Annotated in this window: 21 protein-coding genes and 1 riboswitch; of the genes, 8 read left to right on the top strand and 13 right to left on the bottom strand. The window is 64.2% G+C overall.

The window, feature by feature from the left end:
* Positions 1-44: 44 nt before the first annotated feature.
* The gene (locus NLR35_RS26240; protein ID WP_257169426.1) at positions 45-1,364 is read right to left on the bottom strand and encodes an acyltransferase; all 1,320 of its coding nucleotides are present in this window, start codon (positions 1,362-1,364) and stop codon (positions 45-47) included.
* A 732-nt stretch (positions 1,365-2,096) separates the two neighbouring features.
* On the opposite strand from NLR35_RS26240, the gene NLR35_RS26235 reads away from it, so the two are divergent.
* Positions 2,097-2,675, top strand: coding sequence for a hypothetical protein (locus NLR35_RS26235; RefSeq protein ID WP_257169425.1), 579 nt, complete (start codon positions 2,097-2,099; stop codon positions 2,673-2,675).
* Between the two features lie 297 nt (positions 2,676-2,972).
* Here the strand turns inward: NLR35_RS26235 and NLR35_RS26230 are convergent, their stop codons facing one another.
* Positions 2,973-3,347, bottom strand: a complete 375-nt coding sequence (locus NLR35_RS26230; protein ID WP_257169466.1) for a RidA family protein — start codon at positions 3,345-3,347, stop codon at positions 2,973-2,975.
* Between the two features lie 122 nt (positions 3,348-3,469).
* Between NLR35_RS26230 and NLR35_RS26225 the strand changes: the two genes are divergently transcribed.
* Entirely contained in the window at positions 3,470-4,819 is a 1,350-nt protein-coding gene (locus NLR35_RS26225; RefSeq protein WP_257169424.1) for a toll/interleukin-1 receptor domain-containing protein, read from the top strand.
* 133 nt (positions 4,820-4,952) lie between these two features.
* On the opposite strand, the gene thiC is transcribed toward NLR35_RS26225, so the two are convergent.
* From thiC to NLR35_RS26195, 6 genes are all read right to left on the bottom strand, one after another.
* Positions 4,953-6,854, bottom strand: coding sequence for a phosphomethylpyrimidine synthase ThiC (gene thiC / locus NLR35_RS26220; RefSeq protein WP_257169423.1), 1,902 nt, complete (start codon positions 6,852-6,854; stop codon positions 4,953-4,955).
* A gap of 369 nt (positions 6,855-7,223) precedes the next feature.
* Positions 7,224-7,832 (bottom strand): thiamine phosphate synthase, encoded by a 609-nt coding sequence (locus NLR35_RS26215; protein WP_257169422.1) that lies wholly within the window; start codon positions 7,830-7,832, stop codon positions 7,224-7,226.
* Positions 7,819-8,601, bottom strand: coding sequence for a thiazole synthase (locus tag NLR35_RS26210; protein WP_257169421.1), 783 nt, complete (start codon positions 8,599-8,601; stop codon positions 7,819-7,821). Before NLR35_RS26210 ends, NLR35_RS26215 begins: the two co-directional genes overlap by 14 nt.
* Before the next feature lie 202 nt (positions 8,602-8,803).
* On the bottom strand, positions 8,804-9,001 hold the full coding sequence (thiS, locus tag NLR35_RS26205; protein ID WP_257169420.1) for a sulfur carrier protein ThiS: 198 nt from the start codon (positions 8,999-9,001) through the stop codon (positions 8,804-8,806).
* Complete coding sequence (locus NLR35_RS26200) at positions 8,992-10,005, bottom strand: FAD-dependent oxidoreductase (RefSeq protein ID WP_257169419.1); 1,014 nt, start codon at positions 10,003-10,005, stop codon at positions 8,992-8,994. Before NLR35_RS26200 ends, thiS begins: the two co-directional genes overlap by 10 nt.
* Positions 9,993-10,105: riboswitch (TPP riboswitch) on the bottom strand. It overlaps the preceding gene by 13 nt.
* A 78-nt stretch (positions 10,106-10,183) precedes the next feature.
* Positions 10,184-10,990 carry a lytic transglycosylase domain-containing protein gene (locus NLR35_RS26195; RefSeq protein ID WP_257169418.1) on the bottom strand — a complete coding sequence of 269 codons (807 nt, stop codon included), beginning with the start codon at positions 10,988-10,990 and terminating at the stop codon, positions 10,184-10,186.
* A 367-nt stretch (positions 10,991-11,357) separates the two neighbouring features.
* Between NLR35_RS26195 and NLR35_RS26190 the strand changes: the two genes are divergently transcribed.
* Both NLR35_RS26190 and NLR35_RS26185 read left to right on the top strand, forming a co-directional pair.
* The gene (locus tag NLR35_RS26190) at positions 11,358-11,651 is read left to right on the top strand and encodes a hypothetical protein (RefSeq protein WP_257169417.1); all 294 of its coding nucleotides are present in this window, start codon (positions 11,358-11,360) and stop codon (positions 11,649-11,651) included.
* 560 nt (positions 11,652-12,211) lie between these two features.
* Entirely contained in the window at positions 12,212-12,754 is a 543-nt protein-coding gene (locus NLR35_RS26185) for a PRC-barrel domain-containing protein (protein WP_257169416.1), read from the top strand.
* Positions 12,755-12,820: 66 nt separating this feature from the next.
* On the opposite strand, the gene NLR35_RS26180 is transcribed toward NLR35_RS26185, so the two are convergent.
* The 5 genes from NLR35_RS26180 to NLR35_RS26160 all read right to left on the bottom strand — a co-directional run bounded on the left by NLR35_RS26180 (position 12,821) and on the right by NLR35_RS26160 (position 19,450).
* Positions 12,821-14,197, bottom strand: coding sequence for an ATP-binding protein (locus tag NLR35_RS26180; RefSeq protein WP_257169465.1), 1,377 nt, complete (start codon positions 14,195-14,197; stop codon positions 12,821-12,823).
* A 22-nt stretch (positions 14,198-14,219) separates the two neighbouring features.
* The gene (locus NLR35_RS26175; RefSeq protein WP_257169415.1) at positions 14,220-14,960 is read right to left on the bottom strand and encodes a response regulator; all 741 of its coding nucleotides are present in this window, start codon (positions 14,958-14,960) and stop codon (positions 14,220-14,222) included.
* Positions 14,961-15,408: 448 nt separating this feature from the next.
* On the bottom strand, positions 15,409-16,626 hold the full coding sequence (locus NLR35_RS26170; protein WP_257169414.1) for an ABC transporter substrate-binding protein: 1,218 nt from the start codon (positions 16,624-16,626) through the stop codon (positions 15,409-15,411).
* Positions 16,627-16,864: 238 nt separating this feature from the next.
* Positions 16,865-18,502 carry a DUF4403 family protein gene (locus NLR35_RS26165; RefSeq protein ID WP_257169413.1) on the bottom strand — a complete coding sequence of 546 codons (1,638 nt, stop codon included), beginning with the start codon at positions 18,500-18,502 and terminating at the stop codon, positions 16,865-16,867.
* Between the two features lie 252 nt (positions 18,503-18,754).
* On the bottom strand, positions 18,755-19,450 hold the full coding sequence (locus tag NLR35_RS26160; protein WP_257169412.1) for a L,D-transpeptidase: 696 nt from the start codon (positions 19,448-19,450) through the stop codon (positions 18,755-18,757).
* Between the two features lie 28 nt (positions 19,451-19,478).
* Between NLR35_RS26160 and NLR35_RS26155 the strand changes: the two genes are divergently transcribed.
* From NLR35_RS26155 to NLR35_RS26140, 4 genes are all read left to right on the top strand, one after another.
* Complete coding sequence (locus NLR35_RS26155) at positions 19,479-19,736, top strand: hypothetical protein (RefSeq protein ID WP_257169411.1); 258 nt, start codon at positions 19,479-19,481, stop codon at positions 19,734-19,736.
* Positions 19,737-19,808: 72 nt separating this feature from the next.
* Positions 19,809-20,864: a glycosyltransferase family 1 protein gene (locus tag NLR35_RS26150; RefSeq protein ID WP_257169410.1), complete on the top strand. Its 1,056-nt coding sequence runs from the start codon at positions 19,809-19,811 to the stop codon at positions 20,862-20,864.
* A 51-nt stretch (positions 20,865-20,915) separates the two neighbouring features.
* Positions 20,916-21,605: a class I SAM-dependent methyltransferase gene (locus NLR35_RS26145; RefSeq protein ID WP_257169409.1), complete on the top strand. Its 690-nt coding sequence runs from the start codon at positions 20,916-20,918 to the stop codon at positions 21,603-21,605.
* A gap of 145 nt (positions 21,606-21,750) precedes the next feature.
* Positions 21,751-22,383, top strand: coding sequence for a hypothetical protein (locus NLR35_RS26140; RefSeq protein ID WP_257169408.1), 633 nt, complete (start codon positions 21,751-21,753; stop codon positions 22,381-22,383).
* The last annotated feature ends 1 nt before the right edge of the window (position 22,384 follow it).

Raw genomic sequence — 22,384 nt, 5'->3', positions numbered from 1 at the left:
GGCCGGACGACGCGACAGCCGCGACGTGTGGCAGAGGAACCCGCTCAGCGCCCGATCATGGACCGCTGACGCGCGGGTCCGTTGACCGCGTCGAGTGGCGCTGCCTGGCGCGAAGCGAAGCCGAGGTCCGGCTTGGCGGCCGGCTCGGGCCTGAACCGCGGCGCCGCGACCTGGATCTGCGCGGCATTGCCATTCGGCTGCGCCGCCTGCGGCTGCACGGCCGGTGACCGCCGCCGCAGGAAGTGCCGCTCCAGCAGGGCGTAGGACAAGGTCGCGGCGATGATCGACAGCGGCAGGCCGATCGCGAGCCGCAGCGGCCACCAGACGCCGTAGCTGTCGAGGAAGTTCAGGATCGGCAGGTGCCAGAGATAGATGCCGTAGAAGATCCGGCCGAGCAGGATCGCGACCGGCCATTCAAAGACGCGGTGGAGCACAGTGCCGCTGCTGCGCGCCAGCATGGTCAGCACGAGGATGCCGGGCAGCACGCCGCACACCATGCTGCCGAACAGATAATAGTTCATGCTCGGCCCGTCCGCCGGCCAGAATAGGAAGGTGACCGTGCCCCAATAGAGCAGCAGCGGCCACGCCAGATTCGGCCAGAGCCGGTCGAGCGCGGGGTAGGCGCCGTGCGGCACCAGCCGCAGCACGACCGCCATCGCGCAGCCCGCCATCAGCGCGTCGGCGCGGGTGTCGAACGCGGTATAGAGCCGCCGCCACTCCGCGCCATCGAGCACCAGCGCCACGCGCCAGGCCCAGATTGCGGCCGCGATGGCGCAGATGGCCCCGACCAGCCGCCACGTTACGCCGAAGCGCTTCACCAGTAGCGCGAAGGTCAGCGGCCACAGCAGATAGAACTGCTCCTCGGTCGACAAGGTCCAGGTGTGGCCGATGTCTTCGATCGTCTTGGGATCGAACACGTACCAATAGTTGGCGACGTAGCCGAGCGCGATCGCGGCGCGCTCCAGCGCCGGCAGGACCGGTGGCCGCAGCAGCCAGGTGACCAACACATAAGCCGCGAGCATCAAGAGCAGCGGTGGCACGATCCGTGCGAAGCGCCGTGCGTAGAATTCGCGGAACCGGATGCGGCCGTGCTTGTCGATGTCACGCAGCAGCAGGCCGGTGATGTAATAGGCGCTGGCGACGAAGAACAGGTCGATATAGAGCACCGCGCCCGGCACCAGCGTGTGCGACACATGCGCCGTCACCACGCCCAGGGTCATCAGCCCGCGCATGCCGTCATGCGAGGGCACGTAGCCGAGCGGATAGACCTGCGCCCGGAACGCGTCACGGACGTCGTCACGCAACGCCACGGCGGCATCGCGGAGCAGGCCGGGCAGGGCATGGATCGGCCAAGGATAAAACATTAATCGGGAGATTTTCGGATATAATGTTTCGGGTTATTTTATAATATTTAAAAATTAAATGTGGCGCAAGAGGAGAAATAGAGCCGCGCGGACCGGGACGATGCAGGGTTGCAACGGGAATGAGCAGGGGTGGGTCGGTCTTGGTGATCTGAGCTGCGCTCGGTGCTGATCGGCCTCGGTGTGCAATTTGCTGGCCGCCGGCGGCAGCCCGCCGTCTCCACCGTTCCCTGATGGGTGCTGTCGCCGAGCACGGCGCTGCCCGATACAGCGCCCTCGCCCCCTGCGGGAGAGGGCATGTACGGCCTATCAACGCGCACGGTTGGGTGAGGGGTATGCCTCCGCGAGCTCTACTCGCGGAGGCATACCCCCAACCCGAGCCCGCCGCACTGTCCTACATGCCCTCTTTCATCTTGCGAGGGCCCTGCTTCGCTCTGCGATGATGGCGCATCCATGCGCCTCCAAGTAGACCTTCCAATCTTTAAATCGAAAGATGATCTGTGCGACTGCCGTGCGGGTTAGTCTCAGTCAGCACTGCTGCGCTGCACTGAAACTCGCTACCCCTCGTTCTACTCAAGCGACTACTTCGTTGCTGCCTCGCAGGTCTGGCCTGTCCTCGGCCTCACATTGGTTGCGCCGTCATCTCTCGCCGCGCAAGGCGTCGGATATTCCTTCCACTTGCCGTCTTTGAGGCCGCAGGAAATGACCTGCTCGCACGTGGACTGGGCCACTCTCATGTCGACGGCCGATCGAGGCGCCTCACCGGCAAGCGTAACCGCCGGAAAGCCTATCAGGGTGCACAGCATCCACGTGACACGACGCGTCGTCATTGGGGCCTCCGACAATGATGATATCGATCTCGTCAACATAATAGAGCAATCAATGGTTGTAAATCATGTCGTCTGGAGCTTAGGATCGGCGGCTGTTTCATTCCGTCAATTTTTGAGTGTCATTTCAAGGGAGCTTGTCATGGAAGAGGCGCATCTCAAGGCATTTGAGGCTCTACCTCAGTCGACCTCGTGCAGGATCATCACGTTCGACAGCGCGACCGTGGTGCCGGGCATCGTGTCGAACACCTACTTCCTGATCGTCACCGGTACCAAGCCCTGGGTGACGATGAAGGTCGAATTGCACCCGCTGATCTACATCCGCCAACCGGAATATTGGGGCATCGAGGTGGTCGGTTGCCAAAGCGGCGCGGGCCTGCCGCAGACGGCGCCGTATCATGTTGTTCTCGACATTACCCACGTGCGCGGCACAAAGGGAATCGAAGTGATCGGTGCCACGAGCAGGAAGCAGATCAACGTGCCATAGGTCGGTGGGCGGTCGGGTACGGGCGTCACTGGTTCTACAGCCATTGTGCGTAACGCGGCCCAGCACCGCGCCGTGCGATACAGTGCCCTCGCCCCTTGCGGGAGAGGGCATGCACGGCCTCTCAACGCCCGCGGTCGGGTGAGGGGTATTTCTCCACGAGCAACGCTCGCGGAAGCATACCCCTCACCCAACCGAGCTTGCCTTACTGTCCTACATGCCCTCTCCCACAAGGGGAGAGGGCACAGTCACGCGCACCGCGCAAGTAGCTGGAGGCCCTTGCCGACGCCAGCTACGGCGTTAGGCCTTCCCCACCGCCGCAACCCCCTCGATCTCGATCAACATCTTCGGATCCGGCAACGCCACCACCACGCACGTCGTCCGCGCCGGATACGGCGCCGGCCCGAACGCCGCCGCGTAGAGCCGGTTCATGACAGCCACATCGTCCGCGCGCGTCAGCAGCACGTTGACCTTAACGAGATCGCGCAAGGTCACGCTGCCCTCGGTCAGCACGCGCGTGAAGTTGGTCACGACATTGGCGAACCGCGCCTCGAACTCATCGGGCAAATTGCCCTGGGAGTCGAAGCCGGGAATGCCGGAGATGAAGAGCAGATCGCCGACGCGGGTGCCGAAGGAGAGTAGCGAACCCTTTGAGGTGATGGGTAGAGTGCAGATTCTCCCCGACGCAGTGACAGAGTAGCCAGGTTTGAGTGGCGATTTAAGGTTGACGTAGTTATATTGCGTTAATAGGGGGATTCGTAATGTTAGTCGTGAATAGCTGTTAGCGGGGGAGCGCTGTGGCCATTAAGGATATTGAATCTTATGACGTGTTCATTAGTCATGCGAGTGAGGACAAAACTGCTTTTGTAAAGCCTCTTGCGGACTTCCTCAAAGAAGTGGGAGTTGCTGTCTGGTATGATGAATTCACATTGAGCGTTGGAGATAGTCTCTCAAGATCGATAGATAGAGGTCTCGCCAAAAGTCGATTCGGTGTAGTCGTTCTTTCGGAGGCATTTCTAGGTAAACGTTGGCCAGAATATGAGTTGCGCGGATTGGTTGCTAAAGAGATGGAGGCCGATAAGGTCATTCTACCAGTCTGGTTGGGGGTATCAAAGGCAGATATCCTAGCCTTTAGTCCGCCGCTTGCAGATAAACTTGCAATCGCTGCCACGGGTCTGTCGATAGAAACGGTCGGGGACAAGCTATTGCAGGTAATTAGACCAGATCTTTCCGAGAGGATACATCGGCGTTTGGCCGAGGCAAACTTGCTGACTATCGCGAGAAAGGAGAGGGTTGATCCAAAAAAACTGAAACCATCTCCTTTTCGGCATCTTCGTCTATCAAGTGAATTGTTGTCCCGTGTGCGGCTAATAAGAGCTGCTCTCCTTGAGGTTCACCCGCTATCAATGGAGGCTTGGATTGATGGATTTAGGCGCGACACAAATCCTGATCGGGAGATCGCAATATGGGAGCGAATAGCTTCCACATATCTCGAATGTGCATACTTGAGGGCGCCGGCTGAGCGGCAGAAAATTTTTGAAGAAGTCTTCGGTTCAATTGGATTGGGGATCGAACAAGGTGTTTCGGACGAGATTATTCACCGTTCTTCGATTGATCGCCCGATCGAGAGCAGCGAAGTTGAGAGATATCCAACAGAACTCTTTGATCCGGATGATCGCGAATTGTCCAGCCCAGAGAATTTGGTAGCTGATGTGGTTCGGCAAGATACCGTAGAACGGTTACGTATTGACGAGTTAAAGACGCTCATCGCAGTCAATAGCGCAGTTCGTATTGATGTGAGTGAATTGTCGCAAAGCGGAGTGAGAGAGCTCTTGGCGGGCTGTGACGTCATACTGGGTAAAGATCGGAATACTGGCGTTCATGCAGTGTTTTACGGCAAAGAGGTTTTTGAGGCTTTCGCAAAACGTAGAGAGCCTAGTTTAGTGTTCCCGAGACCCGTGATGATCATTTCATACGACGGCGGTTCCGACGAACTACAACACATAGCCGCTTTAGTTCAGTACGCCAAAGGCGCTTGCTGCTATAGTGTCGCTACCAGAAGAAGATCGAGACGTACGGAAGCGACAAAAGGTTCGGTTGCATTGAAGCGGAAGACGAGTAGGTCATCTAAGTCGGGTCGTGACTGAGCGGAGTGGTCGCTGGAAGCGAAATGCGTGCTGATGTGAGTCGAACATTGGAATCAAAGCCGGGCTTGCGCCCGGCTTTGATGGATGGCCGGGGTAAGCCCGGCCATGACGATCGAGGGAGACGCGCGCCGCGTCAGGACAACGCCCTATTGCTCTCCTTCACCTTCTCCGCATTGAGATACACACTCCCGCCCATTTCCTTGAACTTGGCGCTCATCTGGGCCATGCCGTCTTCGATGGTGCCGCTGATGGTCATGCCGACCGTGGTCGGGTCATTCAGCGTGGCGGCGTAGTCGCGGACGTCCTGGGTGATCTTCATCGAGCAGAATTTGGGGCCGCACATCGAGCAGAAATGCGCGACCTTGTGGGCTTCCTTCGGCAGGGTCTCGTCGTGGAAGCTCTTTGCGGTGTCCGGGTCGAGGCCGAGGTTGAACTGGTCGGTCCAGCGGAACTCGAAGCGGGCGCGCGACAGGGCGTCGTCGCGCAGCTGCGCGGCCGGGTGGCCCTTGGCGAGGTCGGCGGCGTGGGCGGCGATCTTGTAGGTGATGACGCCGGTCTTGACGTCGTTGCGATCCGGAAGACCCAGATGCTCTTTCGGCGTCACGTAGCAGAGCATGGCGCAGCCGAACCAGCCGATCATGGCTGCGCCAATCCCCGAGGTGATGTGGTCGTAGCCCGGCGCGATGTCGGTGGTCAGCGGTCCCAGCGTGTAGAACGGCGCCTCGCCGCACTCCTTGAGCTGCTTGTCCATGTTGATCTTGATCTTGTGCATCGGCACGTGGCCGGGGCCCTCGATCATGACCTGGCAGCCCTTGTCCCAGGCGATCTTGGTGAGCTCGCCCAGGGTTTCCAACTCGGCAAACTGTGCGCGGTCGTTGGCGTCGGCGATCGAGCCGGGGCGCAGGCCGTCGCCGAGCGAGAACGAGACGTCATACTTGCGCATGATGTCGCAGATCTCATCGAAATGCGTGTAGAGGAAGCTCTCCTTGTGATGCGCGAGGCACCACTTGGCCATGATCGAGCCGCCGCGCGAAACGATGCCGGTGACGCGGGACGCGGTGAGGTGGATGTATTGCAGCCGCACACCGGCGTGGATGGTGAAGTAGTCGACGCCCTGCTCGCACTGCTCGATCAGGGTGTCCTTGTAGAGCTCCCAGGTCAGTGCGACCGGATCGCCGTTGCACTTCTCCAGCGCCTGGTAGATCGGCACGGTGCCGATCGGCACCGGCGAGTTGCGTAGGATCCATTCGCGGGTGGTGTGGATGTTGCGGCCGGTCGAGAGGTCCATCACGGTGTCGGCGCCCCAGCGGATCGCCCACACCATCTTGTCCACTTCCTCCTCGACCGACGAGGTCACCGCCGAGTTGCCGATATTGGCGTTGATCTTGGTGAGGAAGTTGCGGCCGATGATCATCGGCTCCAACTCGGCGTGGTTGATGTTGCAGGGGATGATGGCGCGGCCGCGCGCGATCTCGTCACGGACGAACTCCGGGGTGATGAAGGCGGGGACGGCGGCGCCAAAACTTTCGCCGTCGGCGAGCGCGGCTTCGGCGCGCTCCAGCTGGGTCTTGCGGCCGAGATTCTCACGCTCGGCGACGTAGATCATCTCTTTGGTGACGATGCCGGCGCGGGCGAATTCGAACTGGGTGATCTTGTGGCCGTCGAGGCCGCGCAGCGGCTTGTGATGCGCGGTGAACGCCTTCGCCGCCTTGTCGGCGCCGACATTGCCGTTGTCCTCCGGCTTGATGACGCGGCCTTCGTATTCCTCGACGCCGCCGCGCTCGTGCACCCAGGCGGTGCGGGCGCGCGACAGGCCGGCATTGACGTCGATCGTGACGGACGAATCGGTGTACGGGCCGGAGGTGTCGTAGACCGGCAGGTTCGGCTCGGAGGCCGCTTCCGACAGGATGATCTCGCGCAACGGCACGCGCAGGTCGGGCGCGGAGTCAGGCACAGCATAGATCTTGCGCGAGGACGGCAGCGGGCCGGTCGTGACGGCGGGCAGGGTGGTGTCGGGATTGGAGCGGATGTTCATGGGATCCTCCTGGTCAATTGTTGTCGGCCGGGCCGAACGCGAGCGCGGAGTTCAGAGGCGAGGGGGCGAAGCGGGATTTGTCGAAGCGGCCGGTGTTGCGAATGTACGTGTTGAAGCGAGATGTTGCGGCGATCTCAGTGCGCTCCCCTCCCCCCTTGCGGGGCGGGGTCGGGGGTGGGGGTGCCCGGAATTCGATGCTGATGAGTGAGCGCTTGTTTGTGCTGTAAAGTGGATTTGACCTCTCACCGACAGCCGCGCGTGTGGACCCCCACCCCCGACCCCTCCCCGCAGGGGGGAGGGGAGCGCACCGCGCTCGGAGCTGCGAGCTCGTGCAACGACTCTCAGACGCATTCGCAAAATGCGGGCGCATCAGGCCGGCTCCTTGGCCGCATCGAGCCAGGCGCGGACGCGCGCGTCCGGGTCGGCATTCTGGGTGACATCGCTGACCACGGCAATGGAGTCGGCGCCGGCGGCGAAGATCTCCGCAGCCTGTTCGAGCTTGATGCCGCCGATCGCGACCAGCGGGATATCGCCGATGCGTTGCTTCCACACGGTGATCTTCGGGATGCCCTGCGGCGCGAAGCGCATCGCCTTCAGGGTGGTCGGGAAGATCGGGCCGAGCGCGATGTAGTCGGGCTCGGCGGCGAGCGCATTCTCCAACTCGGCATCGTCATGGGTGGAGAGGCCGAGCGTCAGGCCGGCGTCCTTGATCGCCTTGACGTCGGCCTCCGCAAAGTCCTCCTGGCCGAGATGGACATGCTCGGCGCCCGCGACGACAGCGGCGCGCCAGTAGTCGTTGACGATCAGCTTCGTCGCTGTGCCCTTGGTGATTTCAAGCGCGTCGGTGACGATCTGCAGCGCCTGGCCGTCGTCGAGATTCTTCGCGCGCAGTTGCACGGTGCCGACGCCGAGTTTTGTCAGGCGCTCGACCCAGGCGAGGCTGTCGACGACGGGATAGAAGCGATCAGGATACGGCATGCCAGAACGGGGTCCCAACGACAGGGGTGGAGGGCGAGGCGAAATCGCGGGCGTCCATCAGCCCGGCCTCGTAGGCGGTGCGGCCGGACTCGACGCCGAGCTTGAAAGCGCGCGCCATCGCGATCGGGTCCGCAGCTTTCGCGATCGCGGTGTTGAGCAGCACGGCGTCGTAGCCGAGCTCGAGCGCTTCGGCGGCATGCGAGGGCGCGCCGAGACCGGCGTCGACGACGAGGGTGATGTCGGGCAGGCGGTCGCGCAAGAGCTTCAGCGCGTCGCGGTTGATGATGCCTTTGGCGCTGCCGATCGGCGCGGCCCAGGGCATCACCACCTTGCAGCCGGCATCGACCAGGCGCGTCGCGACGGTGAGATCCTCGGTGCAATAGGGGAAGACCTCGAAGCCATCCTTGACCAAGATGGTGGCGGCCTCGACCAGACCTACGACGTCAGGCTGCAAGGTGTCGTTGTCGCCGATGACTTCGAGCTTGATCCAGGATGTGCCGAACAATTCGCGTGCGAGCTTGGCCGTGGTGACGGCCTCGCGCACGCTGCGGCAGCCGGCCGTGTTCGGCAGCACCGTGACATTGAGCTCGTTGATCAGCTTCCAGAACGCATCGCCGGTCTTGCCGCCGGCGGCCTCGCGCCGCAGCGATACGGTGACGATCTCGGCGCCCGAGGCGCGGATCGCGTCCTGCATGATGGCGGGCGAGGGATAGAGGGCGGAGCCGATCAGCAGGCGCGAGGCGAAGGTCTTGTCGTAGAATTTCAGCATCGATTGTCTCCGTCATGTCGGACGGTGGTCGCCACGAATACAGCTGTCGTCCCGGCGAACGCCGGGACCCATACCGCGTGATGTCGCTTGAGGCACGGTTGGAGAGATCGAGCGCCATCACCGCGGCCGGTGGTTATGGGTCCCTGCTTTCGCAGGGACGACGGCTGTGCGGGTCGTGAGAGCGAGTGCTCCATCGGCATCATCACCCTCCCTGCCGGGGCGTGATGATCTCGATCTCGTCGCCGGTCTTGAGCGCCGTCTCGGCCCAGCGGCTTTTCGGCACCACGTCGTAGTTCAGCGCGATCGCGAAATGGGTGCCTTCATAATCGAGCTCGGAGAGCAGCGCGGCGACGTCGGTGGCGCTGATGTCGCGCGCTTCGCCGTTGACGGTCACGCGCATCGCATCACCTCATTGTCGATCTGGCCATGCGCGACGTAGTTGAGCGTCGCCTGCGCCAGGGCCGGCGCAATCAGGAAGCCGTGGCGGTAGAGGCCGTTGACGCGGATCTCGCGCTCGCCCTTGACCGTGATGCGCGGCAGGTTGTCGGGATAGGCCGGCCGCAGGCCCGAGCCGAATTCGAGGATGCGTGCTTCGCCAAATGCCGGATGCACGGAGTAGGCGGCGCCCAGCAGCTCCAGCGCCGAGCGCAAGGAGACGCCGGTGTCCTCGGCCTCGAGCGAGGTGGCGCCGAGCATGAACAGATTGTCCTCGCGCGGGATCAGATACAGCGGGAAACGCGGATGCATCAGCCGCACGGGGCGCGCGAGCTGCACCTCTGATGTCTCGATCAGGATCATCTCGCCTTTGACGCCGCGCAGCTCGGGTTCGGCGTCGCGCGCCTCCAGGCCGCGGCAGTCGATCACGAGGCCGTCGAGATCACCGGCCTTCACGTCGCTGTCGAACAGCACGCGGCCGCCGGCTTCGATGATGCGCTGATGCAGCTTCGGCAGCACGCGGCGCGGCTCGACATGGCCTTCGGTCGGATAGAACAAGCCTTCGCGGAAGCGGCCCTCGAGCGACGGCTCGAGCTCGGCGAGACCGGCCGCATCGAGCCGCTGATAGCCGGAGGTGCGGCGGGCGAACCGGTCGTAATCGGCGCGGTCGCGGGCATGCGCGATCACCAGCGAGCCGTTGAACGGCGTCTCCGGCATCTCGCGCCGCCAGATGTCGAGCGAAGCGAGGCCGAGGCGGCTGATGACGGGCTCGGAAATCTCGCTCTCGCAATACGGCGCCAGCATGCCGCCGGCCCAATGGCTGGTGGAGAGCATCAGCGCCGCGTCGCTGCGCTCGTGCAGCGTCACGTCATGGCCGGCGCGCGCGAACAGCAAGGCCTGCCAGGCGCCCGCAATACCGGCGCCGATGATGGATACGGGACGATCCCCGCGGGTCGTTGTCTGCTGCATCCCTGTCCCTTCGCCGGCATGACCCGGATCAGGTTCAAAGGGTCACCGCATTCACGCTGCGGTATCTCAGCTCCCCCTCGGAGCTCCCCTCGGAACGCGCTTAAAATAGACCGATACGCCCCGGTGTCAACGGAGTGTCACGGAAAGACATCGGGGACGGCTTAGGAACCAACCGGCCTCAGTGCGCGCGGACGTGGCGCGAGGTTGCGATCTTCGGCGTGATGTCGAGCGGCGCGCTCACGCGGTCCGGCCGGCCGGCGGGACGGGCATCCGCGACGCGCTGCCGCTTGGCCTCCTCGTAATAGCCCTTGGCGAAATAGGCCACGGCGCGGTCGTGATCGCCGCGGGCGGCGCGGTAGGCGCCGGCGAGGTAGCGCACGCCATAGGTGAGATTGGTGTTGGGATCGTGCAGGCCGGCCGCATCGCCGGTGTAGCCGAGGCCGCGGGCGGTGCCGAGCTTGATCTGCATCAGGCCGATGCAGCCGCAGCGGCCGACCAGGTTCGGCTGATACTTGCTCTCGCGCACGATCACGCGGTGGATCAGCGCTTCCGGAATGTTGTTGGCGGCGGCGTGCACGGCGACCAGCGCATCGATATGCGGGTGGCCGGTGCTCATGTGCTTGGGCTTGGCATCGGCGGCCTTGCGGTCGCCCTCGCGCGGCTCCGGAGCGGCGGTGTCGGCCGGCATGGCATCGTCGGCCGGCGCGGCGGCATTGGCATCCATCGGCTGGCCGGTATCGGCGCTGCTGACGGCCTCGATCGCCTCGACCTCGCGCGCGGTCCTGGTGACGGCGCCGCGCGCGGCCAGCTCCTTGATGCTGTCGGCGCGGACGTGGGCCAGCTTGACCTTGCCGGACCGCGCCTTGGTACCGTCCGATTTGGCGCTGTCCGAAGCGGTGTTCGCATCTTCGGCCGCCATGACGGACGGCAGGTGGCCAGCCATCGCAAAGCCTGCCAGGCAGGCCGTCAGCACGAGACGTTTCATGTGTCAGGATCCCCCGGGAACCGTGCGCGTGCCGAGCAGCCCCCCAAACACGCGTTGACACTTTGCACACCGTAATTGGTACGAACGCCGGGCGATAATGTGGCAAAAATCAGGCAGAATGCTCCGGGCGGTCCCGGATCCATGCCGGCGACAACTGCTGCCTTCACCACTGCGAGGCATGTTGCTGCGCCGGTTCTCGTCATCAGCGGCAATCGACTTAAACGCCTCCGATCTCAACTCCGTGAGGTCGGATGTCGCGCGGCATCCGGGCCCGTGCAAATCAGTCGGCGCGCAGCTATCATCGATCTCGTTAGTTCGACAGCAAGCCTGACTCATTCAAGAAGCCTGAACAGAGAGGGAGCGCGTCATGGCCGTGACGACGACGGACATCAAAGTAACCGACATCAAGGCAACCGACATCAAGGCAACCGAGATTCACTTCCGCGGGCCCGACAGCACGCCACCGGCCGTGCGCGTCCTGGACCTGCCGCGCAACAATCCCTGCGCCCAATGCAGCGAGCCGATCGCGCTGCCCTCATGGGTCGAGAAGGACGGCCGCCGCACTGCCTATCTGTGGCACTGCCGGCTCTGCGACTACCGCTATGAGACGATCGCGTTCTACGCGGAGGCCGTCGACGAGGACGGCGCGCTGGCGGCGTAGGTGACCGCGAGGTCTTTGCCACTCGGACGGTCGGCTCCCTCTCCCCGTTCTTCACGGGGAGAGGGCTGGGGTGAGGGGCAGCTGCACGGGAATTGCTTGTTGAGCAGAAGCGCCGGTCCTTCACTGGGCGCGATTTGCCTCTTCAATAAATCCGAAATCGTCCGCAAGCATGAATTGACATCACAGGTCGCTTGCAACGGCGGGGCTACTGCCGTGTTCGTCTGGACGTTCGCCTCCTGCGGGGTTTTAGGTTGATGCTTGGTCTCGAGGTGATATCTCAACGCCTTTGGTGAGGCTGGAGCGCTTCGGGACAGGTGTCTCTACAAAATCTTCCCGTGCAGCTGCCCCTCACCCCGTAAGAACGGGGAGAGGGAGCCAACCGTCCTCGCGGTTAGCAGATTGCGTGCTCCGTCAACACATCCACCTCAAACGTCACAAAGTAACACTGCCGCGCTGCACTGAGACCGCTTGTCGCGCAGCGTGACGAAATCGTGGTTCCGGCGGAACGCCGAATGGCCGTTGCAGTTCTCTCGTCACCATTCACTGAGAGGAGACACCACATGGTGATGAAGACTGTTGCGGCCGGCCTCGCCGGTTCCCTGCTGCTCGCGACTGCGGCTTTCGCTGCCGAGAGCACCACCACCACGACCAGCACCACCATCAAGAGCGACACCACTGCGGCGTCCTATCAGGGCGACTGGCGCAGCTCGAAGCTGGTCGGCGTGAAGGTCTACAACAACAACAACGAGAATGTCGGCTCGATCGACGACCTGCTGGTCGACAAGACCGGCAACGTCAAGGGCGTCGTGATCGGCGTCGGCGGCTTCCTCGGCATGGGCGAGCACCTCGTCGCCGTGTCGTTCGACCAGGTGAAGTTCTCGGATCAGCCGGTCCAGTCGAACACCGCCTCAAACGCCCCGGCTTCGGGCACGACGTCGTCGACCAACCCGCCGGCCTCCACCACGACGACCGGCGCCGCCACCGGCACCTCGTCGTCGTCCTCCATGAGCTCGTCAAAGAGCCGCTGGTATCCCGACCACGCGATGATAAACGCGACCAAGGACCAGCTGAAGTCGATGCCCGAGTTCAAGTACTCGGAGTAATCAGCCTCTCGGCCACTCTGTATCGCAATCACGGCGCGCCCGGCTTCATCCGGGCGCGTTCGTGCGTCATGCCGCAGGGCGAAGATGGGTTTCGCTCAGCGGCAGCTCGATGCGCGCAATCAGTCCGCTCGGCTTGCGGTCGTGCAGCGACAACTCGCCGCCATGGGCCTGCACGATCGCCTTTGCAATCGACAGGCCGAGGCCGAAGCCGGTGGCCTCGTCCATGTTGCGGGCATCGTCTCCCCGCACGAACGGCTCCAGCATGTCGGGCTTGCGCGCGTCGCTGATGCCGGGTCCGTTGTCCTCGACGTCGATGGTGAGCCGATGGCCTTGGACGGTCAGGCGGATGCTGGTCTCGGTCCCGTATTTGACGGCATTCTCCACCAGGTTGGTGACCGAGCGCATCAGATCGTCGGGCCGCACGGTGGCCATGGCGTGGGCCGGACCGACATAGCTGACATTGTGCCCGACATCCGCGAACTGATCGGCGACGAGCTGAAGGATGCTCGCAATGTCCACCAAGGTCATCGGCTCCAGCTTGCGGCCATTGCGGAGGAACGAGAGCACCGAGCCCAGCATCGCATGCATCTGATCGAGGTCGGCGAGCATGCGGCTACGCTGCAACTCGTCCTCGACGAATTCGCAGCGCAGCCGCATGCGCGTCAGCGGTGTTCGCAGGTCATGGCTGATCGCCGCCAGCATCTTGGTCCGGTCGTTCATCAGCGCGGTGATACGTTGGCGCATCCGGTTCAGCGCGCGCGCCAGCGACCGGATCTCCTCCGGGCCGCGCTCGGGCAGCGCCGGCCCCTCGCCGTCGAGGCTGAAATTCTCCGCCGCCTTGGCGAAGCTCGACAGCGGCGACGTCAGCGCGCGGGCCGCCCACAGTCCGAGCAGCGTCGTGCTGATCAACGCGAACAGGATCGTGGTCATCCACGGCGCGCCCCAGAACGGCGGCCGGTGCGGCCGGTCGGGCGCCTTGGCCGAGATCAGATCACCGTCGGGCAGCGCGAAGACCACGCGGCGTGCGGGCGACCCGGGCGGCGGCATGAAGACGCGGTAGCCGGGGCCGAGACCGCGAAAGCCGCCGGGCCCGCGCCCGCCCTCCGGCTCGCCGCGCGGCGGGCCGTCTCTGCCCGGCGGCGGACTCGGCATCGCCAACTCCGGCGGCAGCGGTGCGGACTGCGGCCTGATGTCGAACTCGGGATAGGCCCGGGCGATGTCGGCGAGCAGACGCGTGCGCTCGTCGGCGGGAGCGTGGCCGAGCACACGGATGACGGTGGCGAGCTGGAAAGGACCGGCCTCGTTCTCGCCTGGAGGCTGCTCGGCGCGATAGATCAGGAATGTCGCCGTGATGATGGCGTGCAGCGCCACGATCGAGATGGCCACCAGTGCCGTGATCTGGCCGCGGATTCCCTTCAGGTTGAGAAAGCCGAACGACGTCATCACCGCTACCGACCCCCGCCCGTCAATGGCTCTGCGGCGCGGTCACCACCTCGACGACGGGCGTGAACATATAGCCGCCGGACCGCACGGTCTTGATCATCGTCGCTTCCTGCGGATCAGGCTCGATCTTGCGGCGGATGCGGCTGACGAGAACGTCGATCGAGCGTTCGAACGAGCCGGCGCTGCGGCCTTGCGTCAGGTCGAGCAGGCTGTCGCGCGACAGCACGCGGCCCGGCCGTTCGCAGAACGTGCGCAGCAGGTCGAACTCGGCGCTGGTCATGGCGACGCGTGCGCCTTCGGGATTGCGCAGCTCGCGCAGGCGGAAGTCGATCCTCCAGCCGAGGAAGCTCAGCGCGCTTGCGCCTTCGGTGGCGCTCGCCGTCATCGCCGCGGCTTGCCGGCGCAGCACGGCATTGATGCGGGCGAGCAGCTCGCGCGGATTGAACGGCTTCGGGAGATAGTCGTCGGCGCCCATCTCGAGGCCGAGAATGCGATCGACATCCTCGCCGCGTGCGGTGAGCATGATGATCGGCACCTGCGATTCCGCGCGCAGCTTGCGGCAAAGGGTGAGGCCGTCCTCGCCGGGCAGCATCACGTCGAGGATCAGCAGATCGATGCGGTGGTCACCCATGATCCGGGTCATCTCGCGGCCGTCGGTCGCGGTGGTGACGTTGCAGGCATTGTTACGCAGATATTTCGCGATCAGCGTCCGCGTCTCGCGGTCGTCCTCGACGACCAGGATGTGGGGTTGTGTCTGGGCCATGATTTCAATTGACCTAGAATCGCGGCGATTTGCGAAATTTTTTGTTACGGATTGTTTCCTAAGGGCAACACCCGGCAAGGCCTGGACACCGTCTGGCACCGTGTTGCGGCTTTCATGAGGGGACGTCAAGCCGGGGGCGGAGGGAGAGGTGCTGCGGTGGGTTCGACTGCACCAGACTACCGAGGCAGGGCCGCCGACCCAAGCGACGGTGCGCTCCCTCTCCCCGTTCTTCACGGGGAGAGGGCTGGGGTGAGGGGCAGCACGGGTGGTGTGAATCCACAGCCGATGACTGTGGCGATAGAGCCGTGGAGCTCAGATGACATCTGAGAGCCGTTACGGCTGAGAAGGACGCCTGCTAATAACTAAGCCTGCCCGTGTGGCTGCCCCTCACCCCAACCCTCTCCCCGCAAGAGCGGGAAGAGGGAGCGGACCCTCGTTGAGGCTTCGATCAGTTCGACTTCACCAGCGGGCAGCCGCCCTTGTCGAGCGGGCGGAAGGCTTCATCGCCGGGCACGGTGGCGATCAGCTTGTAGAGGTCCCAGTCGCCCTTCGATTCCTCGGGCTTCTTGACCTCGAACAGATACATGTCGTGGACCATGCGGCCGTCGATGCGGATCTTGCCGTTCTTGGCGAAGAAGTCGTTCACCGGCATGGCGCGCATCTGCTCCATCACCTTCGGCGCCTCGTCGGTGCCAACAGCCTCGATCGCCTTGAGGTAATGCATGGTCGCGGAGTAGAGCCCCGCCTGGATCATGGTCGGCATGTGACCGACCCTCTCGTTGAAGCGTTTTGAGAAGGCGCGGGTCTCGTCGTTCATGTCCCAGTAGAACGCATCGGTGACGATCAGGCCGGAGGTCGACTTGATCCCCAGCGAATGCACGTCGGTGATCTCCATCAGCAGTGCGATCATCTTCTGGCCGCTCTGGGCCAGGCCGAACTCGGCGGCCTGCTTCAGCGCGTTCTGGGTGTCGCCGCCGGCGTTCGCCAGGCCGACGACCTTGGCCTTGGAGGCCTGCGCCTGCAGCACGAAGGACGAGAAGTCCGACGAGTTCAGCGGATGCCGGACATCGCCGAGCACCTTGCCGCCGGCCTCCTTGACGACGTTGGCGGCATCGCGCTCCAAGGCCTGGCCGAAGGCGTAGTCGGCGGTGATGAAGAACCAGGTGTCCTCGCCGCGCTTTACCATCGCCTTGCCGGCGACGTTGGACAGCGCATAGGTGTCGTAGGTCCAGTGCACCGTATTGGGCGAGCACTGCGTGCCGGTGATGTCGGAGGAGCCGCCGCCCGAATTGATGTGGATCTTGTTCTTCTCGCGCGTCAGCGCCGAGATCGGTAGCGCGACCGAGGAGGTCGGCACGTCGAAGATCGCATCGACCTTCTCATTGTCGTACCAGTTGCGGGCGATGTTGACGCCGACGTCCGGCTTGTTCTGGTGATCGGCCGAGACCACCTCGACCTTCTTGCCCTTGACCTTGCCGCCGTAATCCTCGACGGCCATCTGCACTGCCGCAAGCGAGCCCTTGCCGGTGGCGTCGGCATAGAGGCTCGACATGTCCGTGAGCACGCCGATCTTGACGACGTCGTCCGAGATCGTCTGGGCAGATGCGGTTCCGCAGAGGGCCGCGAGCGCGATGGCTGCAGCGGCGGCTTGCGCCGAAGGTCTCATGTGTCTCTCCCTGGATTGTTGTTGTTAATGGGAGAGTTCTAGCCGCCTTGTGGCGCCATGCAAAGCAAGCCGGCGCATGGGACGGTTGCGAAACGCTTCGGACTGGACGAGCGTTTGCGAAGTCCTGGCACACGGATCATGTAATCCCGACTATCATCGCCCGCTTTCGCCAAGCATGACAGTGGTGGAGATGGCGAGAACTCGACCCGGAAACGGCCGGGTCAAAGGAAGCGCTCGTCTACAGCGCCGGCAGCGAGTTGACGCGCACCGTCATGGTGCCCTCGGCGGTGGCGATCACGCGCAGCGTGGTGGCATCGAAAGCGATGTCGGTCAGGGCTAGGTTGTTGACGTCGGTATCGACGCGAATGCCGTTCTCGTTCTTCTGCAGCTCGGCGATCGCCGTGGCGATCTTGTCGCGGACGTTGTCGGCGAACGGCTTGAGGTCGATGACGGATCGTTCCATCAAGGCGCGTTGCAGATGAGGCACCGCGGCGCGCGCGGCGGCGCCGAGCAGGCCGAAGGCGGCATCCGATTCGACGGCGAGCTGCAGGTCGGAGAGACGCAGGATCTGCTGCGCCTGGTCGATCATCGGCCGCCCCCAGATATGCACCGTCGCATCGGCGCCGAGGCCGAAGAAGCTCTCTTTCTCCTTGCCCTTGACCTGCAGCGAGATCAGCAGCCGGTTGCCGGAGGGCACGACGGTGGCATGCTTGACGGTGACCGCGACCGGGCCGGAGCCGTCCTCGGGGAAAGTCCTCCCCGCGAGCTGCGAGTCGACCAGCTTATTGAGCTCGGTGAAGGGCACGTCGATCGGAACCGCGATGTTGATGCCGCCGGCCGTCGGCGGAATGATCGTGAGCTTCTCGGGGAAGGGACACACCGGCTTGGTCTCCGCCGCCGTCACCTTCGTTTCCGCCTCGATGCCGATCGTGATGCTGGCGATATTGGAGTCGATGACCGGCTGCGCCGCGAGCGCGCGCGTCGGCTTGATCTCGAGCCAGACGGCCGGCAGGCCGGGGGCGGTGCCCTGGAGCGGCACCGAGCGGCAGGCTCGGGCCCACTGCGCCTGCGCGTTGCGCTTCATCGTCGGGTCCTTGCGCAGCCGATCGCTGAGCGCGGCGAGCTGATCATTGACGGTCTTGTCGATCACCGGCTTCATCTGCGCCGGCACGTTGACCCGGGCGCCGGCGACCGTGAGCGCGGTGTCGCCGAGATTGACCTGGGCGGAGAAGTTCGGCTCGACATACCAGGAGGTCGCCAGACGCGGCCGCATCGCGATCAGGACGTTGCCCTTGATGTCGGCGGTGGCGTTCAGATTCTTGATGTTGATGCCGCCGATCTGCTTGGCCGCGTCGGAGCCGAGCAGGCCGCCGAGGGCATCGCCGATCGCGCCGGTCGCCTTCGAGGACAGCGAGCCCGTGACATTCAGCCGGCCTGACAACGGCGTCGCCAGCGACAGCGTATCCTGGCTGCCGGTCGCGGCGATGGCGCCGCGGTTGACCGTCCAGCCGATGTCGGCGTTCTGCAGGATCTGGCTGACGGGATTGTCGGCCTTGCCGGAGAAATTGCGCGGGGTCGCCTTCTCGGCGGCATCCCGGATCGCGCCGAGCGAGATCGAAACCGGCGCCATCATGATCGAATTCCGCGTGGCCGGCGGCAGCGGCGGCAACTGGGCGATCTGCGGGGTGGGCGTGCTGCCCGAGAACAGGAACACTTCCCACGCGATGATGCCGACGAGCACGACGGCCGCGAGGCCGGCCGCGCCGATCAGGATCAGCCGCAGCCGCGGCGGCGAGCGCCGCGGGGGACGCTGCGTTCTCGGGGCGAGCGGGTGAGGCTTGCCCTGCCAATCCGGCCGGGGCGTCGGAAGGTTCATGTCGGATTCCACGGACTCCAGCCGCCCGCATGCCGGCTCGTGCCGGGCGCGGGCGAAAACGCGGTTAATACAAGATTGCCGAGCTTACAGGGCCGGACGGAGGCGCGCCAGGGCAGCGAACGAAGTCGACAGCCATCAACCAGCCGTGAAGGTGAACGGGGCAGGGCGCGCAAAGAAGTGACCGCCGGGGCTTTGCGCCACGGCGGTCCAGTCAGGGAGGATCAGAAATCAGGGAGGATCAGAAAGAGGGGCTCAGCGCGTGACGCGGCCGAGATCGGCGCGGCGCTCCATCGGCAGCACGATTACCTTGGCGCCGACATTGACGCGGGAATAGAGGTCGATGACGTCCTGGTTGGTCAGGCGGATGCAGCCGGATGACACATGAGTGCCGATCGTCTCGGGCGCGTTGGTGCCGTGGATGCGATAGACGGTGCCGCCGAGATACATCGCGCGGGCGCCGAGCGGATTGCCGGGGCCGCCGGCCATGTGGCGCGGCAGATAAGGCTGGCGCGCGATCATCTCCGGCGGCGGCGTCCAATCCGGCCATTCGGCCTTCCTGGTCACCGACTGCACGCCCGACCAGGTGAAGCCGTCGCGGCCGACGCCGATGCCGTAGCGCATCGCCTGGCCGTTGCCGGTGATGTAGTACAGGTACTTGTTAGGCGTATCGATCACGATCGTGCCGGGCGCCTCGCGGGTCGCGTAGCTCACGACCTGGCGGCGCAGGCGGGCCGGCAGCTCATAGGCCGTCGCCTCGTCCTCGCGCGGGTTGATGATCTGCGGCGCCGCGGGCTGTTCATAGGTCGCGACCGGCGGCGGCAGCAGAAACGGGAAGGGGAGCGGCGCCGGCGAAGCGGCCTGCGTCGGGGTGGCGGCCATCATGGCGCCGGCAACCAGCGCGCCGAACAGGATATGGGAGGATGAACGGATTTTGCCTGAGGCGAACATGGACGTCCCCTGTTTGATTATTTGACGCGTGCCGTTCGTGATCTCGATCGGCACCGTTGAAAATGAGCTGCCTGTCATCATTGTTGTTGGCGTCTTGAACGGGCGCCTGATGCTGCAACTCATAGGGGAGAAAAGTTTCGGTGCGTTTGCGCGCTGCCGGCAAAACGGTTTCGTCGGCTTAACCGTTTGTTTCATGACGGTTTCACGACAGCGCCTGCGCGACGACGCCACAGATCGCGGGGAAAACGGCTGGCGGCAGGCAAAAACACCTTCGACAGTTCGATGACGTCACACGCCTGAAATAACAATGTCGGAATTTGCGGCTGTTCAGAATCGCTGCAACTTTCCGGATCGCCTTATGCGGATCTTAATCGCAACCGACGCCTGGCACCCGCAGGTCAATGGCGTGGTGCGCACGCTCACTTCGCTGTCGCGGGCGGCTGCCGGTCTCGGCGCCGACATCACCTTCCTCACGCCGGAGGGCTTTCCGTCGTTCGGCGTGCCGACCTATCCGGGCCTGCGGCTCGCCGTCACCAACGGCTGCGAGATCGCCCGCCGCATCGAGGCGGCCGCGCCGGATGCTATACACATCGCGACCGAGGGCACGATCGGCTGGGCGGTGCGCCGCTACTGCCTGCGCCACGGCCTGCCGTTCACGACGTCCTACACGACGCGCTTCCCTGAGTATGTCTCGGTGCGCACCGGCATTCCCGATGCGGTCGGCTATTGGGTGATGCGCCGCTTCCACGATGCGGCCGCGATGACCATGGTCGCCACCAACTCGCTGCGGCAGGAGCTCGCAGGGCGCGGCTTCAAGAAGCTCGGCTTCTGGACGCGCGGTGTCGATACCAAGCTGTTCAATCCCGATGAGCCGGCTGCGCTCGATCTGCCGCGGCCGATCTTCCTGTCCGTCGGCCGCGTCGCGGTCGAGAAGAATCTCGAGGCGTTCCTGTCGCTCGATCTGCCGGGCTCCAAGGTCGTGGTCGGCGACGGTCCGGCGAAGGCGGATCTGGAGCGACGCTTCCCGACGGCGCATTTCCTCGGCGAGAAGAAGGGCAAGGACCTGACCGCGCACATGGCGGCGGCCGATGTCTTCGTGTTTCCGAGCCTGACCGACACGTTCGGCGTGGTGCAGCTGGAATCGCTCGCCTGCGGCACGCCGGTCGCGGCGTTCCCGGTGACGGGCCCGCTCGACGTCATTGCCGATCACCCGATCGGCGCGATCGACCGGGATCTGCGCGCGGCGTGTCTGAAAGCGCTGACGATGTCCCGCGACACGTGCCGGACGTTTGCGCTCGACCGCTCCTGGGAGAACAGCGCCCGTCAGTTCATCGGTAATCTCGCCGTGCTGCAGCCGTCGCGCGTCCTTCGTCCCACCCCGGTGCTGGCCGGACAGAGCGCCGTGCGCGGCTGACGGCAGACTTCGCGTCACTCGATCAATTCCAAAACCAAGTGAGATGTAACGATGGCAGAAACCATGAAGCTCGACGGCGCGCGGGAGCTCGATTTCGATCGCGAGCAGGTCGAGCAGGCCTATGATCGTTGGGCGCCGATCTACGATCTCGTGTTCGGCGGCGTGTTCGAGAAGGGCCGCAAGGCTGCGATTTCGGCCACCAACAAGATGGGCGGCCGCGTGCTCGAGGTCGGCGTCGGCACCGGCATCTCGCTGCCGCTCTATGCTCCGCATGTCCGCGTGTTCGGCACCGACATCTCCGAGGCGATGCTCGGCAAGGCGATGCGCCGCGTCGCAGACCAGCGGCTGAAGAACGTCGAAGGCCTCGCGGTGATGGACGCCGAGAACCTGGATTTCCCCGATGATTCCTTCGACGTCGTGATGGCGCAATATGTCGTCACCGCCGTGCCGAACCCGGAGGTCGCGCTCGACGAGTTCGCCCGCGTGCTGCGTCCCGGCGGCGAGCTGATCATCCTGACTCGCGTCAGCGCCGATGACGGCCTGCGCCGCGTCATCGAGCAGGCGCTGCAGCCGGTGGTGCGCCGGCTCGGCTTCCGCACCGCCGAGTTCGGCTGGTCGCGCTACATGCGCTGGCTCGCCAGCGCGCAGCGTATGGAGCTGGTCGAGCGCCGCCTGATTCCGCCGCTCGGCCACTTCTCGCTGGTCCGCTTCCGCAAGATGGATCTCGCTGCCGCAGCCTGAGGCGCGGCAGCCTCCTACCGCAGCTTGCGGCCTTTCCCATAGTTTCCGACGTTCTCCTGCGTCCGATCGTGTGACATCTTGATGATGTCACGAGATCTACATCGAATCCCTGTACACGACCTGCAACTCATTCTTCGGAGCAACCATGATCAAGAACTTTCTGGAGCAGCTGCGGATCCAGCGCTGGGACGACCATCGCTACTATCACCACAGCCGCATCAATCAGAGCCTGCACTTCGTCAGCGCGCTCAGCTTCATGATCGCCTATGTCATGATGGTGTTCGATCCCTTGATGTCGGCGCTGATCGGCTGGCTGGTGTCGATGACCTCGCGCCAGGCGGGCCACTTCTTCTTCGAGCCGAAGGGCTATGATCACGTCAACCAGGCGACCCACGAGCACAAGGAAGAGATCAAGGTCGGCTACAATCTGCAGCGCAAGGTCGTGCTGATGTCGATCTGGGCCGCCGCTCCCGTGGTGCTCTATCTGCAGCCGACGCTGTTCGGCCTGCTGTCGCCCTGGGTGACCGCGATGGACTTCGTCCGCGAGACCGCCAAGCTGTGGCTGGTGATCGGCATCGGCGGCCTGATGTTCCGCACCATCCAGCTGTTCTTCATCCGCGACGTCGAGACCGGCCTCGTGTGGATGACCAAGATCATCACCGACCCGTTCAACGACTTCATGCAGTACCGCTCCGCCCCGCTGGCGCTGCTGCGCGGCGAGCTGATCGATCCGGGCCTTCACCTGATGAACGAAGGCCTCGAAGAGCAGCACGCCTGAG

This window comes from Bradyrhizobium sp. SRS-191, assembly GCF_024586915.1.
In the GTDB taxonomy this organism is placed as follows: domain Bacteria; phylum Pseudomonadota; class Alphaproteobacteria; order Rhizobiales; family Xanthobacteraceae; genus Bradyrhizobium.
The sequence above is the reverse complement of the archived record's forward strand: the minus strand, read 5'-3'. Positions and strand labels throughout refer to the sequence as shown.

Excerpts from the sequence above, each read along its gene's own strand:
- NLR35_RS26240 (WP_257169426.1), bottom strand. The coding sequence starts at position 1,364 with ATGTTTTATCCTTGGCCGATCCATGCCCTGCCCGGCCTGCTCCGCGAT.
- NLR35_RS26235 (WP_257169425.1), top strand. The coding sequence starts at position 2,097 with ATGTCGACGGCCGATCGAGGCGCCTCACCGGCAAGCGTAACCGCCGGA.
- thiC (WP_257169423.1), bottom strand. The coding sequence starts at position 6,854 with ATGAACATCCGCTCCAATCCCGACACCACCCTGCCCGCCGTCACGACC.
- NLR35_RS26215 (WP_257169422.1), bottom strand. The coding sequence starts at position 7,832 with ATGCCGTATCCTGATCGCTTCTATCCCGTCGTCGACAGCCTCGCCTGG.
- NLR35_RS26210 (WP_257169421.1), bottom strand. The coding sequence starts at position 8,601 with ATGCTGAAATTCTACGACAAGACCTTCGCCTCGCGCCTGCTGATCGGC.
- thiS (WP_257169420.1), bottom strand. The coding sequence starts at position 9,001 with ATGCGCGTGACCGTCAACGGCGAAGCGCGCGACATCAGCGCCACCGAC.
- NLR35_RS26200 (WP_257169419.1), bottom strand. The coding sequence starts at position 10,005 with ATGCAGCAGACAACGACCCGCGGGGATCGTCCCGTATCCATCATCGGC.
- NLR35_RS26195 (WP_257169418.1), bottom strand. The coding sequence starts at position 10,990 with ATGAAACGTCTCGTGCTGACGGCCTGCCTGGCAGGCTTTGCGATGGCT.
- NLR35_RS26190 (WP_257169417.1), top strand. The coding sequence starts at position 11,358 with ATGGCCGTGACGACGACGGACATCAAAGTAACCGACATCAAGGCAACC.
- NLR35_RS26185 (WP_257169416.1), top strand. The coding sequence starts at position 12,212 with ATGGTGATGAAGACTGTTGCGGCCGGCCTCGCCGGTTCCCTGCTGCTC.
- NLR35_RS26180 (WP_257169465.1), bottom strand. The coding sequence starts at position 14,197 with ATGACGTCGTTCGGCTTTCTCAACCTGAAGGGAATCCGCGGCCAGATC.
- NLR35_RS26175 (WP_257169415.1), bottom strand. The coding sequence starts at position 14,960 with ATGGCCCAGACACAACCCCACATCCTGGTCGTCGAGGACGACCGCGAG.
- NLR35_RS26170 (WP_257169414.1), bottom strand. The coding sequence starts at position 16,626 with ATGAGACCTTCGGCGCAAGCCGCCGCTGCAGCCATCGCGCTCGCGGCC.
- NLR35_RS26165 (WP_257169413.1), bottom strand. The coding sequence starts at position 18,502 with ATGAACCTTCCGACGCCCCGGCCGGATTGGCAGGGCAAGCCTCACCCG.
- NLR35_RS26160 (WP_257169412.1), bottom strand. The coding sequence starts at position 19,450 with ATGTTCGCCTCAGGCAAAATCCGTTCATCCTCCCATATCCTGTTCGGC.
- NLR35_RS26150 (WP_257169410.1), top strand. The coding sequence starts at position 19,809 with ATGCGGATCTTAATCGCAACCGACGCCTGGCACCCGCAGGTCAATGGC.
- NLR35_RS26145 (WP_257169409.1), top strand. The coding sequence starts at position 20,916 with ATGGCAGAAACCATGAAGCTCGACGGCGCGCGGGAGCTCGATTTCGAT.
- NLR35_RS26140 (WP_257169408.1), top strand. The coding sequence starts at position 21,751 with ATGATCAAGAACTTTCTGGAGCAGCTGCGGATCCAGCGCTGGGACGAC.